Source organism: Aeromonas sp. ASNIH8, assembly GCF_002919855.1.
Taxonomy (GTDB): Bacteria; Pseudomonadota; Gammaproteobacteria; order Enterobacterales; family Aeromonadaceae; genus Aeromonas; species Aeromonas caviae.
Map to the genome: position 1 here is coordinate 1 of NZ_PQLN01000001.1, position 16,672 is coordinate 16,672.

Annotated in this window: 12 protein-coding genes; all 12 read right to left on the reverse strand. The window is 56.5% G+C overall.

The annotated features are described in order from the left end of the window. Positions 1–382: 382 nt before the first annotated feature. The 12 genes from gmhB to rpoB all read right to left on the reverse strand — a co-directional run bounded on the left by gmhB (position 383) and on the right by rpoB (position 16,455). A complete protein-coding gene (gmhB, locus tag C3418_RS00005) occupies positions 383–925 on the reverse strand; it encodes a D-glycero-beta-D-manno-heptose 1,7-bisphosphate 7-phosphatase (RefSeq protein ID WP_010675946.1) in 543 nt (180 codons plus the stop codon). A gap of 113 nt (positions 926–1,038) precedes the next feature. Next, positions 1,039–2,223 carry an elongation factor Tu gene (tuf, locus tag C3418_RS00010; protein WP_005306325.1) on the reverse strand — a complete coding sequence of 395 codons (1,185 nt, stop codon included), beginning with the start codon at positions 2,221–2,223 and terminating at the stop codon, positions 1,039–1,041. A gap of 54 nt (positions 2,224–2,277) precedes the next feature. Then, positions 2,278–4,383 (reverse strand): elongation factor G, encoded by a 2,106-nt coding sequence (gene fusA, locus C3418_RS00015; protein WP_010675948.1) that lies wholly within the window; start codon positions 4,381–4,383, stop codon positions 2,278–2,280. A 75-nt stretch (positions 4,384–4,458) separates the two neighbouring features. Beyond that, entirely contained in the window at positions 4,459–4,929 is a 471-nt protein-coding gene (gene rpsG / locus C3418_RS00020; RefSeq protein WP_010675949.1) for a 30S ribosomal protein S7, read from the reverse strand. A gap of 93 nt (positions 4,930–5,022) precedes the next feature. Continuing rightward, positions 5,023–5,397 (reverse strand): 30S ribosomal protein S12, encoded by a 375-nt coding sequence (gene rpsL, locus C3418_RS00025; protein ID WP_005306278.1) that lies wholly within the window; start codon positions 5,395–5,397, stop codon positions 5,023–5,025. A 181-nt stretch (positions 5,398–5,578) separates the two neighbouring features. Continuing rightward, the gene (gene tusB, locus C3418_RS00030; RefSeq protein WP_103857736.1) at positions 5,579–5,857 is read right to left on the reverse strand and encodes a sulfurtransferase complex subunit TusB; all 279 of its coding nucleotides are present in this window, start codon (positions 5,855–5,857) and stop codon (positions 5,579–5,581) included. Positions 5,858–5,864: 7 nt separating this feature from the next. Beyond that, positions 5,865–6,221 carry a sulfurtransferase complex subunit TusC gene (gene tusC, locus C3418_RS00035; RefSeq protein WP_103857737.1) on the reverse strand — a complete coding sequence of 119 codons (357 nt, stop codon included), beginning with the start codon at positions 6,219–6,221 and terminating at the stop codon, positions 5,865–5,867. 9 nt (positions 6,222–6,230) lie between these two features. After that, complete coding sequence (gene tusD / locus C3418_RS00040; protein WP_103857738.1) at positions 6,231–6,623, reverse strand: sulfurtransferase complex subunit TusD; 393 nt, start codon at positions 6,621–6,623, stop codon at positions 6,231–6,233. A gap of 86 nt (positions 6,624–6,709) precedes the next feature. Further along, entirely contained in the window at positions 6,710–7,090 is a 381-nt protein-coding gene (locus C3418_RS00045; RefSeq protein WP_010675953.1) for a RidA family protein, read from the reverse strand. Positions 7,091–7,116: 26 nt separating this feature from the next. Beyond that, positions 7,117–7,833 carry a transcriptional regulator gene (locus tag C3418_RS00050; RefSeq protein ID WP_103857739.1) on the reverse strand — a complete coding sequence of 239 codons (717 nt, stop codon included), beginning with the start codon at positions 7,831–7,833 and terminating at the stop codon, positions 7,117–7,119. A 197-nt stretch (positions 7,834–8,030) separates the two neighbouring features. Next, a complete protein-coding gene (rpoC, locus tag C3418_RS00055) occupies positions 8,031–12,335 on the reverse strand; it encodes a DNA-directed RNA polymerase subunit beta' (protein WP_010675955.1) in 4,305 nt (1,434 codons plus the stop codon). A 91-nt stretch (positions 12,336–12,426) separates the two neighbouring features. Next, positions 12,427–16,455, reverse strand: coding sequence for a DNA-directed RNA polymerase subunit beta (gene rpoB / locus C3418_RS00060; protein ID WP_010675956.1), 4,029 nt, complete (start codon positions 16,453–16,455; stop codon positions 12,427–12,429). Positions 16,456–16,672: the final 217 nt, after the last annotated feature.

Consider the following 16,672-nt stretch of genomic DNA (forward strand, 5'->3'; position numbering starts at 1 on the left):
AAAGCGGCTCAATGAATTGCTGAATTAACTGCTGCAACTTTCGTTGCTTTGGTCACTTCATCAGACATTGATATCAAAAATTGTTTTTGATGCTCGATGCTGTGAGTGCCCACACAGATTGCTTGATTCAAATTGTTAAAGAGCGACACAGCTTTTGGCTGCTGCGGGAGTGGCATTCTACTCAACCGCCTTCTCGAGTCAAGCCTTATTTTACGAGGCTTTTTCGAGGCACCGACTGGCTTGTTTGCGTTGCCGCTTGCCCTGTCGATGGAGGCGCATTATAGGGAGCGAATTCGTTCTGGCAAGAGGATAATTGCAAAAAGATGGCTTTCACCGTTCAACCGCTCACAAAGCCACCAAAAAGCATCTTAATCCAGCGAAATCAGCCTGTGACAGGCGCTGCAACGGCAAAATCATGCAGGTTGTCGTAGATGGCATCGGCCAGCTCAATCCCCGCATCAGTAATCGGCTTGCCTGTTCTGACCATTATCTTGTGACCGACCTTGGCATTGATGGCGGCTTTCAGGTCCGAAGGTTTGTCACCCACCATATAAGAGCGGTCCATGTCGATGCCCAACTCTTGCTGCGCCAACAGCAGCATGCCGGGTTCCGGTTTGCGGCAGTCGCAAGGGGCGCCGTGATCCGGGTGATGGGGGCAGAAGTAGATACCATCGAGATCCACATCCCGATCGGCCAATGACCAATCCATCCACTCGGTCAGGTTCATGAAGTCATCTTCCGTGAAGTAACCGCGGGCGATACCGGATTGGTTGGTCACCACGACCAGCAAATAGCCTTTTTTCTTCAGCAATTGCATGGCCTCAATCACCCCGGGCAGAAAATGGAAGTCATCAACCTGGCTGACATAACCCGTGTCTTTGTTGATGACACCATCGCGATCCAGAAAAATGGCGGGTTTACTCACAGCAGCTACCTCTATAGATGATTTCGCAAAAGTATCTCACAGGCCAATTAAAGCCCCAAAAGTAAAAGGGGTGGCCGAAGCCACCCCTTTCATGTGTGCATATAAAGTATCGATTAAGCGATAACTTTAGCTACAACACCAGCACCTACGGTACGGCCACCTTCACGGATGGCGAAACGCAGGCCGTCGTCCATCGCGATCGGCGCAATCAGGGTAACAACCATCTTGATGTTGTCGCCCGGCATTACCATCTCTACGCCTTCCGGCAGTTCGATGGTACCGGTCACGTCGGTAGTACGGAAGTAGAACTGCGGACGGTAGCCCTTGAAGAACGGAGTGTGACGACCACCTTCTTCCTTGGACAGCACGTACACTTCGGATTCGAACTTGGTGTGCGGCTTGATGGTGCCCGGCTTGGCCAGTACCTGACCACGCTCTACGTCTTCACGCTTCACGCCACGCAGCAGCGCGCCAACGTTCTCACCTGCACGACCTTCGTCCAGCAGTTTGCGGAACATTTCAACGCCGGTACAGGTGGTCTTGGTGGTATCTTTGATACCAACGATTTCCACTTCTTCACCAACCTTGACGATACCGCGCTCTACACGACCGGTTACTACGGTACCACGGCCTGCGATGGAGAAGACGTCTTCGATAGGCATCAGGAACGGCTGGTCGATGGCACGCTCCGGCTCCGGAATGTAGGTGTCCAGGTGGCCAGCCAGCTCCAGGATCTTCTCTTCCCACTGAGCTTCGCCTTCCAGCGCTTTCAGTGCGGAACCACGGACTACCGGCAGGTCATCACCCGGGAAGTCGTACTCGGACAGCAGTTCGCGAACTTCCATCTCGACCAGTTCCAACAGCTCTTCGTCATCTACCATGTCGCACTTGTTCATGAACACGATGATGTACGGAACGCCTACCTGACGACCCAGCAGGATGTGCTCACGAGTCTGCGGCATCGGGCCGTCAGTCGCTGCTACTACCAGGATTGCGCCGTCCATCTGGGCAGCACCGGTGATCATGTTTTTAACGTAGTCGGCGTGACCCGGGCAATCTACGTGAGCGTAGTGGCGGGTAGCAGTGTCGTATTCTACGTGGGAGGTGTTGATGGTGATACCACGCTCACGCTCTTCCGGTGCCTTGTCGATCTGGTCGAAGGCGAAAGCTTTACCACCGAAGTGCTTGGCCAGCACGTTGGTGATGGCGGCGGTCAGGGTGGTTTTACCGTGGTCAACGTGGCCGATGGTGCCGACGTTTACGTGCGGTTTATTACGCTCAAATTTTTCTTTAGACACGACGTAGTCCTTCTAGGTTAAACCCGCCTACCGTCGTAGGCGGGGAATCTTAAATTACTTGGATTTGCGCTCTTCGATCACGGCCTGGGCGACGTTGGTCGGGGCATCGTGATACTTGGCGAATTCCATGGCGTAGGAAGCACGACCCTGGGTAGCAGAACGCAGGGAGGTGGCGTAACCGAACATTTCGGCCAGCGGCACCAACGCACGTACGATCTTGCCGGACGGGCCATCTTCCATGCCTTCGATCAGGCCGCGACGACGGTTCAGGTCACCGATCACGTCGCCCATGTAGTCTTCCGGAGTCTCGACTTCGACCTTCATGATCGGTTCGAGCAGTACCGGGTTGGCCTTCATGAAGCCAGCCTTGAACGCCAGAGAAGCAGCGATCTTGAACGCCAGTTCGGAAGAGTCGACATCGTGGTAGGAACCGAAGTGCAGACGCACACCCAGATCCATTACCGGATAGCCTGCCAGCGGGCCGGACTTCAGCTGCTCGCGGATACCCTTGTCAACACCCGGGATGAATTCGCCCGGAATCACGCCACCCTTGATGTCGTTGACGAATTCGTAGGCTTTGCCTTCTTCCAGCGGGTACATGTCGATAACGACGTGACCGTACTGACCACGACCACCGGACTGCTTGGCATGCTTGCCTTCGATATCCTTGACGGTGTTGCGGATGGTTTCACGGTAGGCAACCTGCGGCTTACCTACGTTGGCTTCTACCTTGAACTCGCGACGCATACGGTCAACGATGATGTCCAGGTGCAGCTCACCCATACCGGCGATGATGGTTTGACCAGATTCTTCGTCGGTCCATACGCGGAAGGACGGATCTTCCTGAGCCAGACGGCCCAGAGCCAGACCCATCTTCTCCTGGTCAGCCTTGGATTTCGGCTCAACGGCGATGGAGATTACCGGCTCCGGGAATTCCATACGCTCCAGGATGATCGGTGCGCTTTCGTCACACAGGGTATCACCGGTGGTGACGTCCTTCAGGCCGATGGCAGCAGCGATGTCGCCTGCGCGAACTTCTTTGATCTCTTCACGCTTGTTGGCATGCATCTGAACGATACGGCCGAAACGCTCGCGCTTCTCTTTAACGGAGTTCAGCACGGAGTCACCGGAGTTGACCACACCGGAGTAAACACGGAAGAAGGTCAGGTTGCCCACGAACGGGTCGGTAGCAATCTTGAATGCCAGAGCAGAGAACGGCTCGTCATCGGAAGCGTGACGCTCGTCCTTGGTCTCGCCATCCAGCTTCAGACCGTCGATAGCAGCAACGTCGGTCGGAGCCGGCAGGTACTCGACCACGGCATCCAGCATGGCCTGTACGCCCTTGTTCTTGAACGCGGAGCCACAGGTAACCAGGATGATTTCGTTGTTCAGAACACGCTGACGCAGAGCTTTCTTGATCTCTTCTTCAGTCAGTTCTTCACCACCCAGGTATTTTTCCATCAGGTCTTCAGACGCTTCAGCAGCGGCTTCAACCAGGTTCATGCGCATTTCTTGCGCCTGCTCCAGCAGCTCGGCCGGGACGTCTTCGTAGTCGAAGGATACGCCCTGGTCAGCTTCGCTCCAGTTGATGGCTTTCATCTTGACCAGATCGATAACGCCCTTGAAGTTCTCTTCGGAACCGATGTTCAGTTGCAGAGGAACCGGGTTACCTTTCAGACGGGTCTTGATGTGCTCAACGCAGCGCAGGAAGTTGGCACCGGTACGGTCCATCTTGTTGACGAACGCGATACGGGGAACCTTGTACTTGTTAGCCTGACGCCATACGGTTTCAGACTGGGGCTGTACGCCACCTACGGCACAGTACACCATCACGGCGCCATCCAGAACACGCATAGAACGCTCTACTTCGATAGTAAAGTCAACGTGGCCCGGGGTATCGATGATGTTGATACGGTGCGGTTGGAATTGTTTACCCATACCGGACCAGAAAGCGGTGGTCGCGGCGGAGGTGATGGTGATACCACGCTCTTGTTCCTGTTCCATCCAGTCCATGGTGGCGGCGCCATCGTGAACTTCACCGATCTTGTGACTTACACCGGTGTAAAACAGAACGCGCTCGGTAGTAGTAGTCTTACCGGCGTCGATGTGAGCGGAGATACCGATATTACGATAACGCTCAATGGGGGTTGTACGAGCCATTGTCATCCTCTTACTAGGGCGCTTGTCCCCAGATAATTAAAGGTGCGCAGAGTCATAAGACCCTGCGCAAGCGGATTACCAGCGGAAGTGAGCGAAGGCCTTGTTCGCTTCAGCCATACGGTGAACGTCTTCACGTTTCTTGACAGACGAACCCTTATTGTCAGCGGCATCCAGCAGCTCGCCAGCCAAACGCTGAGCCATTGATTTTTCACCACGTTTACGAGCGGCATCAACCAACCAGCGCATTGCCAGAGCATTGCGACGTACCGGACGAACTTCTACCGGCACCTGATAGGTTGCACCACCGACGCGACGAGATTTAACCTCGACCGCCGGACGAATGTTGTCCAGAGCGACTTCGAACAGGGCCAGGTGCTCTTTGCCAGATTTGGTGGCAATGATGTCCAGGGCGCCATAAACGATGGCTTCTGCAACAGATTTCTTACCGTCAACCATTACTACGTTGACAAATTTAGCCAGCAGCTCAGATCCGAACTTGGGATCCGGCAGGATTTTACGCTGACCAACAACACGACGTCTTGGCATTTCAAATTCTCCGTAACTTCAGGGGTTACCCAAAACTAGAAAGTTATCTAACTAGAAACGAATTAACGTTTGGCCTTACTTAACGGAGAACCATTAAGCTTTCGGACGCTTCACGCCGTACTTGGAGCGAGCCTGCTTACGGTCTTTAACACCGGCACAGTCCAACGCACCACGAACGGTGTGATAACGAACACCTGGCAAGTCTTTTACACGACCGCCACGGATCAGAACAACAGAGTGCTCTTGCAGGTTGTGACCTTCACCACCAATGTAGGAGGTGACTTCGAAGCCGTTGGTCAGACGTACACGGCATACTTTACGCAGTGCAGAGTTAGGCTTCTTCGGGGTGGTGGTGTATACACGGGTGCATACGCCACGCTTCTGAGGGCACGCTTCCAGCGCCGGCACGTTGCTTTTCACAACGAGCTTGATGCGTGGCTTGCGAACCAACTGGTTAATAGTTGCCATCAAAAGGCTCCTGATAATGACTTCATAAACGTGTGAAAAATCCTCCCCGCAGATACGGGGACGCGAAATTTTATGCCCTGTTGTCTGGGGAGTCAAGATTTATACAATTTGCACACCGAAATGGCAAATGACACTCGAATGACATTATGCTAAACAACTGAGATAAAAAGGAAAACCAAGCCTAACCGCCCCAGGTCTGCGGTGATCCGTGCTCGGCGATCAACCTGATCAAACCCGGCATATCGAGTTCCATCCCGACCCCGGATGACAAGCCTCTCGCTTGCAGGTCTTCCTTCATGACGTACAGGGGGACCTCTGCCAAGCGCTCGCACCACCCGGGGGCAGCAGCCGCCATCACGGCATCCTGCATCAACACCACCAGATCCCCTTCCATGCGGTAACGCAACGCCAACTCGAGATCCAGGCTCATGAAGGGAGAGTTCAATATCAGCTGTATCACGGGTACCTCAGAAGCAGATGTGGGCGGTGAAACCCGCCCAGCTACGGCGAATTTCCGCAGGAGAGAGCGGAATCACTGGGATTAGCAGATCCGCCGCCGTCAGTCCTCGCTCAGCCAGTGACACCGCACAGACATAGATCTCTTCGATGTCATACAGTTCCAGCATCTTGAAGGTCGGGGCGTAGTGACGCTGCAATATGGCGTGTGGTGATTGCTCCCTCACCAGTTGCATCACGCCATCCCCCACCAGAAAGAGTGCCAGGGACTCCGTCAATGCAGAGGTGGCCAGCAGAGCATCCAGCCCCTCCCGACCACTCGCCGAACCATGGGGACCACGCCGTGAGATAAACGCTATTCTGGTCATTTTGTCCCCCTAGAACTGAACGAAGCGATCAGCGGTCAGTGCGGCTTCCGCCAACTGACCGAGCCCGCTCAGGCAGAATGGCGCTTCCAGATTGAAATGCTCCCGTCCCATTCCCTTGGCCTCCTGCTCATTCAGCACGCCACGGCGCATGGCCGCAGCCACACACACATCGATGCGGATACCCTGCTGGATGGCCAACTCGCGCCACAATGCCACCAGGTCGGTCTCATCGCTAGCTGGCGCATGGAGGCCATTGGCATTGCACACCCCCTCCTGATAGAAGAAGAGGTGGGACAAGCGGTGTCCCTGCTCGACCAGACTCAGGGCAAAACGATAGGCCGTGCTGGCCGTCTGGGTGCCATAGGCGGGCCCGGTGACCAGCAGAGCAAAATTCAGACTCATGATCGCACTCCTGCACAGCGGTGTATCCATTCTACCTCACAGACGCAAAAGCCCCTCCTGGGAGGGGCTTTTCCAATGAAACAGGCTCAGACGTAAGCGATGGCTTCGACTTCGACCAGCACATCCTTGGGCAGACGAGCGACCTCCACGCAGGAACGTGCCGGAGCGGATTCGCCAAAGTAGCGGGCATACACCTGGTTGAAGGCCACGAAGTTGTTCATGTCACTCAGGAAGCAAGTGGTCTTCAGTACCTTGCTGGTATCGGCCCCTGCGGCTTTCAAGACTGCGACCAGATTCTTCATCACCTGCTCTGCCTGAGCCTCGATGCCACCGGCAACGATGTCCATGGTGGCCGGATCGAGCGGGATCTGCCCGGAGGTAAAGACCAGCTCACCCAGCTTGGTAGCCTGGACATAAGGGCCAATTGCGGCAGGCGCCTTGTCGGTTGCAATCACTTCTTTAGCCATTGTTATCTATCCCCTATCTATGGCGCTTACTCGCTCTCTTCTTCACCCTGCTTGCGCTGTCGGATGTAGAGATACACGGTATGTTTGGAAATATTCAGCTTGTCGGCGACCAGGTTGATCGAGTCCTTGATATCAAATATGCCCTTCTCGAACAACTGGGTCACGATAAAACGGTTCTTCGCATTGTTGGCCACGGAGGGATCACGATTGATCTCGTCGATGGTGTTGTCCACCGTCTGGGCAACCAGCTCTTCGACGCTGTTGGCGAAGGTCTCCGGTGATTGCCGCTCCACCTGCTGTGGTGTCGGGAAGAATTCGGCCACGAACTCGTGGAAAGGCGCATTGATGTGCAAATTGATGCAGATAAGGCCGATCACCTGCTTGTCGCGGTTACGGATGGCGATGGTGCTCGACTTCATCAAGGCACCGGTCCGACTGCGGGCAAAATAACTCTGGGTGTGATCCTGACCCGTGCTCTCGATGTCCTTGAGCATCCGCAGGGCGAGATCGGTGATCGGCGCCCCCAGAGTTCGACCCGTATTGAAACCATTCGCGATTTGGATCACGGACTCATGCAGATTTTCCAGGGAGTGGAGCACCACCTCGCAGTGCTTGCCGAACAGATCGGCCAGGCCTTCGATAAGGCCCCCATATGAACGCAACAGCTCCCTGTCTTCGTCTGTAAAAGCGCGACCGCTCAGTTGCTCTTCGGGAAGCAGTAGTTCCTCGATACCGACAGCCATGTTCTACCCCTGTAATACCCATTCAACTTTCCCGAGTTTTCAGTTGCGACGGGGCAATGTCAACTTTTTTTGATTTTTTGCTCTATAACCTTGCACTGGATCATCCCCCTGCCCCAGCCCAGTGCACGCTGGGCGCCGGATGGGAAATAAAAAAAGGGCCCCTAGAAGGGGCCCTTTTCGAGCACTGCTGCGGAAGATTACTCTTCGTCAAAACTGCCGGCTGCGTTGAGCAGATCCGCCAGGTTTTGCTGAGCTTCATCGGCAGTCACCTGCGGCACACCGACAGCACGGGCGGCGGCGGCACGCTGGTTGATGCGGCTGTGGTGGTAGGCAAAGCCGGTACCAGCCGGGATCAGACGACCCACGATCACGTTCTCTTTCAGGCCGCGCAGTTCATCACGCTTGCCACCAACGGCTGCTTCGGTCAGCACGCGGGTGGTCTCCTGGAAGGAAGCCGCGGAGATGAAGGACTCGGTGCTCAGAGATGCCTTGGTAATACCCATCAGGATATGACGGTAGGTAGCCGGGGTCTTCCCTTCGGCAACCAGTTTACGGTTGGCAATCTTCACACGGGCCACTTCAACCTGTTCACCTTCGATCAGGTCGGTGTCGCCAGCGCTCAGGATCTCGCACTTGCGAAGCATCTGACGCACGATGACTTCGATGTGCTTGTCGTTGATCTTAACGCCTTGCAGACGGTAAACGTCCTGCACTTCGTTGGCGATGTAGTTGGCGACCGGGCTGATACCGCGCAGACGCAGGATGTCGTGAGCAGATTCGGGACCGTCCGCCAGCACTTCACCCTTCTCAACTTTTTCACCTTCGAACACGTTGAGGTGACGCCATTTCGGAATCATCTCTTCATAGATCTCGCCACCATCGGTCGGGGTGATGACCAGACGACGTTTGCCCTTGGTCTCTTTCCCGAAGGAGATGGTACCGGAGATCTCGGCCAGGATGGCCGGCTCTTTCGGCTGACGTGCTTCGAACAGATCCGCAACGCGCGGCAGACCACCGGTGATGTCCTTGGTACCACTGGACTCTTGCGGGATACGCGCAACCGCGTCACCCACGCCCACGTTGGCACCATCTTCCAGGTTCACGATCGCCTTGCCCGGCAGGAAGTACTGGGCGGGAACGTCGGTGCCCGGGATCATCACATCCTTGCCATTCAGATCGACCAGTTTCACGGTCGGACGCATCTCTTTACCGGCGCTCGGACGCTCGTTGACATCCAGTACGACGATGGAAGAGAGGCCGGTCAGCTCGTCAGTCTGACGAGTGATGGTCACACCGTCGATCATGTGTTCGAAGTGCAGACGACCCGCCACTTCGGTGATGATCGGGTGGGTGTGCGGGTCCCAGTTCGCGACGGTATCACCGGCGTTCACCGCTTCGCCATCCTTCACTTCCAGCACGGAACCGTAAGGCAGCTTGTGGCTTTCCTTGGTACGGCCCATCTCGTCCATGATGGTCAGCTCGGTAGAACGGGAGGTGATAACCAGCTTGTCAGAGTTGTTCAGAACGAACTTGGCGTTCTGCAACTTGATGCTACCGGTGTTCTTCACCTGGATGCTGCTCTCGGCAGCCGCTCGGGATGCGGCACCACCGATGTGGAAGGTACGCATCGTCAGCTGGGTACCCGGTTCACCGATGGACTGAGCGGCGATAACACCGACAGCCTCACCCTTGTTAACCAGGTGACCACGGGCCAGATCACGGCCGTAGCAGTGAGCACAGTTACCGAAGTCGGTCTCACAGGTGATGGCAGAACGTACCTTCACGCGGTCGACGGAGTTGCGCTCCAGCAGGTCACACAGCTGCTCGTCGAGCAGGGTGTTGCGTGCTACCAGCACTTCATCCTCGGTACCCGGCTTGATCACGTCTTCGGCCACCACACGACCCAGCACGCGCTCACGCAGCGGCTCGACCACGTCGCCACCCTCGATCAGCGGAGTCATCCACAGACCGTCGGTAGTGCCGCAATCGTCCTCGGTGATCACCATGTCCTGGGCCACATCAACCAGACGACGGGTCAGGTAACCGGAGTTCGCTGTCTTCAGTGCGGTATCTGCCAGACCTTTACGAGCACCGTGAGTGGAGATGAAGTACTGCAGTACGTTCAGACCTTCACGGAAGTTCGCCACGATCGGCGTTTCGATGATGGAGCCATCCGGCTTCGCCATCAGGCCACGCATACCGGCCAGCTGACGGATCTGGGCGGCGGAGCCCCGCGCACCAGAGTCGGCCATCATGAAGATGCTGTTGAAGGAGGCCTGCTCTTCCTCATCGCCCAGGGAGTTGACGTTACGCTCCTTGGAAAGGTTGTCCATCATGGCCTTGGAGACGCGATCGTTCGCGCTGGCCCAGATATCGATAACCTTGTTGTAACGTTCGCCCGCGGTCACCAGACCGGACAGGAACTGGTCCTGGATCTCGGCGACTTCGGCTTCTGCAGCAGCGATGATGTCTTTCTTGGCATCCGGGATGACCATGTCATCGATACCAACAGAGGCACCGGACAGGGCCGCGTAGTGGAAACCGGTATACATCAGCTGGTCAGCGAAGATGACGGTATCCTTCAGGCCCTGCTTGCGATAGCAGGTGTTCAGCAGACGGGAGATGAGCTTTTTGCCCAGCGCCTTGTTGGAGACGCACTTGATCCAGTTCTGCGGGTTGGCGTCCAGGTCAGCCTGCTCTGCAGCAGTCAGTACCTTGGGCTCGTCAATCAGCGCGTACTCCATGCCTTTGGGCAGGATCAGGCTCAGGATCGCACGACCAACGGTGGTGTTCTTCATCTCGGTCTTGGCAACCAGCTCACCGGCTTCGTTCTTCACGTACTCGGTGATGCGGCACTTGACGCGAGCATGCAGGTCGGCCAGACCGGCACGGTAGACCTTCTCGGCCTCTTTCGGACCGGACAGCACCATACCTTCGCCCTTGGCGTTGATACGGGCACGGGTCATGTAGTACAGACCCAAGACCACGTCCTGGGAAGGAACGATGATCGGCTCACCGGAGGCAGGCGACAGGATGTTGTTGGTGGACATCATCAGGGCGCGCGCTTCCAGCTGGGCTTCCAGGGTCAGCGGTACGTGGACCGCCATCTGGTCACCGTCGAAGTCCGCGTTATACGCAGCACAAACCAGCGGGTGCAGCTGGATGGCCTTCCCTTCGATCAGGGTCGGTTCAAACGCCTGGATACCCAGACGGTGCAGGGTCGGTGCACGGTTCAGCAGAACCGGGTGTTCGCGGATCACTTCGTCCAGGATGTCCCAAACGACGGCTTCCTCGCGCTCCACCATCTTCTTGGCGGCCTTGATGGTGGTCGCCAGACCGCGGGATTCCAGCTTGCCGTAGATGAAGGGCTTGAACAGCTCAAGTGCCATCTTCTTCGGCAGACCACACTGATGCAGACGCAGGGTCGGACCTACGGTGATAACGGAACGACCAGAGTAGTCGACACGCTTACCCAGTAGGTTCTGACGGAAACGACCTTGCTTACCCTTGATCATGTCGGCCAGGGATTTCAGCGGGCGCTTGTTGGAACCGGTGATGGCACGACCACGACGGCCGTTGTCCAGCAGGGCATCCACGGACTCTTGCAGCATGCGCTTTTCGTTGCGCACGATGATGTCCGGCGCAGCCAGATCCAGCAGACGCTTCAAGCGGTTGTTACGGTTGATCACGCGACGGTACAGATCGTTCAGATCGGAGGTCGCGAAACGGCCGCCGTCCAGCGGTACCAGCGGACGCAGGTCCGGCGGCAGCACGGGCAGCACTGTCATGATCATCCACTCCGGCTTGTTGCCGGATTGCAGGAAGGCTTCCATCAGCTTCAGACGCTTGGTGGTCTTCTTGCGCTTGGTCTCGGAGTTGGTCTGATCCAGCTCCTCACGCATGGCTTTGACTTCGCCTTCCAGATCGATGGCGCGCAGCAGAGCCAGAATGGCCTCGGCACCCATCTTGGCGTCGAATTCGTCGCCCCACTCTTCCAGTGCGTCCAGATAGTTCTCTTCGGAGAGCATCTGGCTGCGCTCGAGGTTGGTCATGCCGGGTTCGATCACTACATAGGATTCGAAATACAGCACGCGCTCGATGTCACGCAGGGTCATGTCCAGCAGCAGACCGATACGGGACGGCAGGGACTTCAGGAACCAGATGTGGGCAGTCGGGCTGGCCAGCTCGATGTGGCCCATGCGCTCACGACGGACCTTGGTCTGGGTCACTTCTACACCGCACTTCTCGCAGATCACACCACGGTGTTTCAGGCGCTTGTACTTGCCGCACAGACACTCGTAGTCCTTCACCGGTCCGAAGATACGGGCGCAGAACAGACCATCACGCTCCGGCTTGAAAGTCCGGTAGTTGATGGTCTCAGGCTTTTTGACCTCACCGAATGACCAGGAGCGGATCATGTCAGGAGAGGCCAGACCGATCTTGATACTGTCAAACTCTTCGGTCTTGGTCTGAGCCTTCAAAAACTTGAGTAAGTCTTTCACGTGTTTCCCCTGTCAGGAGTCTAACCTCGGCGCCCCGGCTGCCGAAACAGCGGGGCGCCCACGTCAATTCTCGAACAATAAGAGCGAGCTCTTACTCTTCGTCCAGCTCGATGTTGATACCCAGAGAGCGGATTTCCTTCAGCAATACGTTGAAGGATTCGGGCATGCCCGGCTCCATACGGTGGTCGCCATCCACGATGTTCTTGTACATCTTGGTACGGCCGTTCACATCGTCAGACTTGACGGTCAGCATTTCCTGCAGGGTATATGCCGCACCGTAAGCCTCCAGGGCCCACACTTCCATCTCACCGAACCGCTGACCACCGAACTGCGCCTTACCACCCAGCGGCTGCTGGGTAACCAGGCTGTAGGAACCGGTAGAACGCGCGTGCATCTTGTCGTCTACCAGGTGGTTCAGCTTCAGCATGTACATGTAACCCACGGTGACCTTGCGCTCGAAGGCGTTACCGGTACGACCGTCGAACAGGGAGATCTGACCGGATTCCGGCAGATCGGCCAGCTTCAGCAAGGCTTTGATTTCGCGCTCTTTGGCACCATCAAAGACAGGTGTAGCCACCGGCAGACCCTTACGCAGGTTACCCACCAGGGTACGCACGTCGTCGTCAGACAGTTCAGCAATGTTCACTTGCTGGGAGTCCTTCTCGCCCAAGTCATAGACCTGTTGCAGGAACTCGCGCATCTCGTGCAGCTCGCGCTGTTCTTTGATCATGCGGTCGATCTTCTCGCCGATGCCCTTGGCCGCGAGGCCCAGGTGCACTTCGAGGATCTGACCGATGTTCATACGAGACGGTACACCCAGCGGGTTCAGTACGATGTCGACCGGACGGCCGTACTCGTCATGGGGCATATCCTCGACCGGACAGATCTTGGAGATAACACCCTTGTTACCGTGACGGCCCGCCATCTTGTCACCCGGCTGGATGCGACGCTTGACGGCCAGATAGACCTTGACGATCTTCAGTACGCCCGGCGCCAGGTCATCGCCCTGGATGATCTTGCGACGCTTGTTCTCGAATTTCTTGTCGAACTCGGCCTTCAGCTCAACGTGCTGTTCAGCGATCTGCTCCAGCTCGATTTGCTTGGCTTCATCTTCGATGGCCAGCTCAAACCACTTGGAACGATCGAGCTTGTTCAGACGATCTTCGCTGTAACCGGCGGCCAGCAGCAGGTTGCGGGAACGGCCGAAAATGCCGTCTTCCAGGATCTTGAACTCTTCGGTCAAGTCCTTCTTCGCTTCCTTCAACTGCATCTCTTCGATTTCTTTGGCGCGCTTGTCTTTTTCCACGCCATCGCGGGTAAAGACCTGCACGTCAACCACGGTACCGTACACACCGTTCGGCACTCGCAGGGAAGAGTCCTTCACGTCGGACGCCTTCTCACCGAAGATGGCGCGCAGCAGCTTCTCTTCCGGGGTCAGCTGGGTTTCACCTTTCGGAGTCACCTTGCCGACCAGAATGTCGCCGCCCTTCACTTCGGCACCCACGTAGACGATACCGGACTCGTCCAGCTTGGACAGAGCGGCTTCACCCACGTTCGGGATGTCAGCAGTGATCTCTTCCGGACCCAGCTTGGTGTCACGGGAGATACAGGCCAGTTCCTGGATGTGAATGGTGGTCAGGCGATCTTCCTGAACAACACGCTCGTTCACCAGGATCGAGTCTTCGAAGTTGTAACCGTTCCACGGCATGAACGCGACGCGCAGGTTCTGACCCAGCGCCAGTTCACCGAGATCGGTGGACGGGCCGTCAGCCAGTACGTCGCCAGCCATCACCGGCTCGCCCAACATCACGCACGGACGCTGGTTGATACAGGTGTTCTGGTTGGAACGGGTGTATTTGGTCAGGCTGTAGATGTCGATGCCGGCTTCGCCAGGCAGCAGCTCATCTTCGTTGACCTTGATAACGATACGGGAGGCATCGACATAGTCGATCATGCCGCCACGCTTGGCCACTACGGTCACACCGGAGTCAACGGCCACTGCGCGTTCCATACCGGTACCAACCAGCGGCTTGTCGGCGCGCAGGGTCGGTACAGCCTGACGTTGCATGTTTGAACCCATCAATGCGCGGTTCGCGTCATCGTGTTCCAGGAACGGGATCAGGGCCGCTGCCACAGAGACGATCTGTTGCGGGCTCACGTCCATGTACTGGATCTGGTCGGCGTTCATAAAGGTGGATTCACCTTTGTGACGGCACGGGATCAATTCATCTTTCAGACGGCCATCTTCGGTGGTCGCGGCGTTGGCCTGTGCGATCACGTACTTGCCTTCTTCAATCGCAGACAGGTAATCCACTTCGTCGGTGATCACACCGTCGATCACCTTGCGGTACGGGGTTTCGAGGAAACCGTACTCATTGGTGCGGGAATACACGGACAGCGAGTTGATCAGACCGATGTTCGGACCTTCCGGCGTTTCGATGGGGCACAGACGACCGTAGTGGGTCGGGTGTACGTCTCGAACTTCGAAACCGGCACGCTCACGGGTCAGACCGCCCGGGCCCAGCGCGGAGATACGGCGCTTGTGGGTCACTTCGGACAGCGGGTTGTTCTGGTCCATGAACTGGGACAGCTGGCTGGAACCGAAGAACTCTTTGACCGCGGCGGAGATCGGTTTGGCGTTGATCAGATCCTGCGGCATCAGGGTGTCCAGATCGCCCAGAGACAGGCGCTCCTTCACCGCACGCTCGACACGGACCAGACCGACACGGAACTGGTTCTCGGCCATTTCACCGACGGAACGAATACGACGGTTACCAAGGTGGTCGATATCGTCCACTTCGTCGTTACCGTTACGGATGTCGATCAGGCGCTTCATGACCTCGACGATATCGTCCTTGGTCAGCACGCCAACGCCAGTCTCGTCTTCACGACCCAAACGGCGGTTGAACTTCATCCGACCTACGGTAGACAGGTCGTAACGCTCGGAAGAGAAGAACAGGTTCTCGAACAGCTGCTCGGCCGCTTCACGAGTGGGCGGCTCGCCCGGACGCATCATGCGATAGATCTCGACCAGGGCTTCCAGGCGGCTGGAGCTGGAGTCGATACGCAGGGTCTCGGACATGTAGGCACCGTGATCCAGTTCGTTGGTGAACAGAACCTCGAAGTGCTTGAAGCCGGCTTGGGACAGGTTGGCAACCGCTTCCAGGCTCAGCGCCTGGTTGGCAGTGACAACCATCTCACCAGTCTGCGGGTGCGCGTAGTTCTTGGCTGCAACTTTGCCAACAACATACTCTACCGGCACCTCGATCTGGGTGATGCCGTCTTTTTCCAGCTGACGGATGTGACGGGCAGTGACACGACGACCGGTTTCAACCACCACGGCGCCATTGGCAATGATGTCGAAGGTCGCGGTCTCGCCACGCAGGCGCTCGGGCACCAGATCCATCATCAACTTGCCATCCTTGACTTCGAAACCGATGGTCTCGAAGAAGGTGGCCAGGATTTCTTCGGAACTGAAGTCCAGGGCGCGCAGAATAATGGAGGCTGGCAGTTTACGACGACGGTCGATACGGACAAACAGGTTGTCTTTCGCATCGAACTCGAAGTCCAGCCAGGAGCCACGGTAGGGGATAACGCGAGCGTTATAAAGCACCTTACCGGATGAATGTGTTTTGCCTTTATCGTGGTCGAAGAAGACGCCCGGGCTGCGGTGCAGCTGGGAGACGATGACCCGCTCGGTACCATTGATGACAAAGGTGCCGTTCTCGGTCATGAGCGGAATTTCGCCCATGTAAACTTCTTGTTCCTTGATGTCTTTGACGGTGCCGGCAGCTGCTTCACGGTCGTACAGAACCATACGAAGCTTGACACGCAGCGGCGCGGAGTAGGTCACTCCACGGATCTGGCATTCTTTTACGTCAAATACCGGCTCACCCAGGCGATAGCTGACATACTGAAGCTCAGCACTACCGGAGTAACTGGTGATCGGGAAAACGCTACGGAAGGCGGCTTCTAGGCCGTACTCACCTTCCGGGTCAGCCTCGATGAACTGCTTGAAGGAGTCCAGCTGAATGGACAACAGATAAGGCGTGTCCAGTACCTGGTCTCGCTTACCGAAGTCCTTACGTATGCGTTTTTTTTCGGTATAAGAGTAAACCATAGGGTTCCTCAGCTCGCTGATAAGTGACCCACTCTGTCCCCACGGGACAGCTCTGTCTCAACACCGTTTTGTGTTGGCCCGGACGATGAGGCGGTCCGGATTGCTGGTGCACCGAGAGTCGTGAACGGTGTGAAATACTCTCAGTCTACAGCGCAAAAAGGCTGGTGAATAAAGATTCACCAGCCTTAGCCTGTTTTATCAGGCTAATCTACATAAA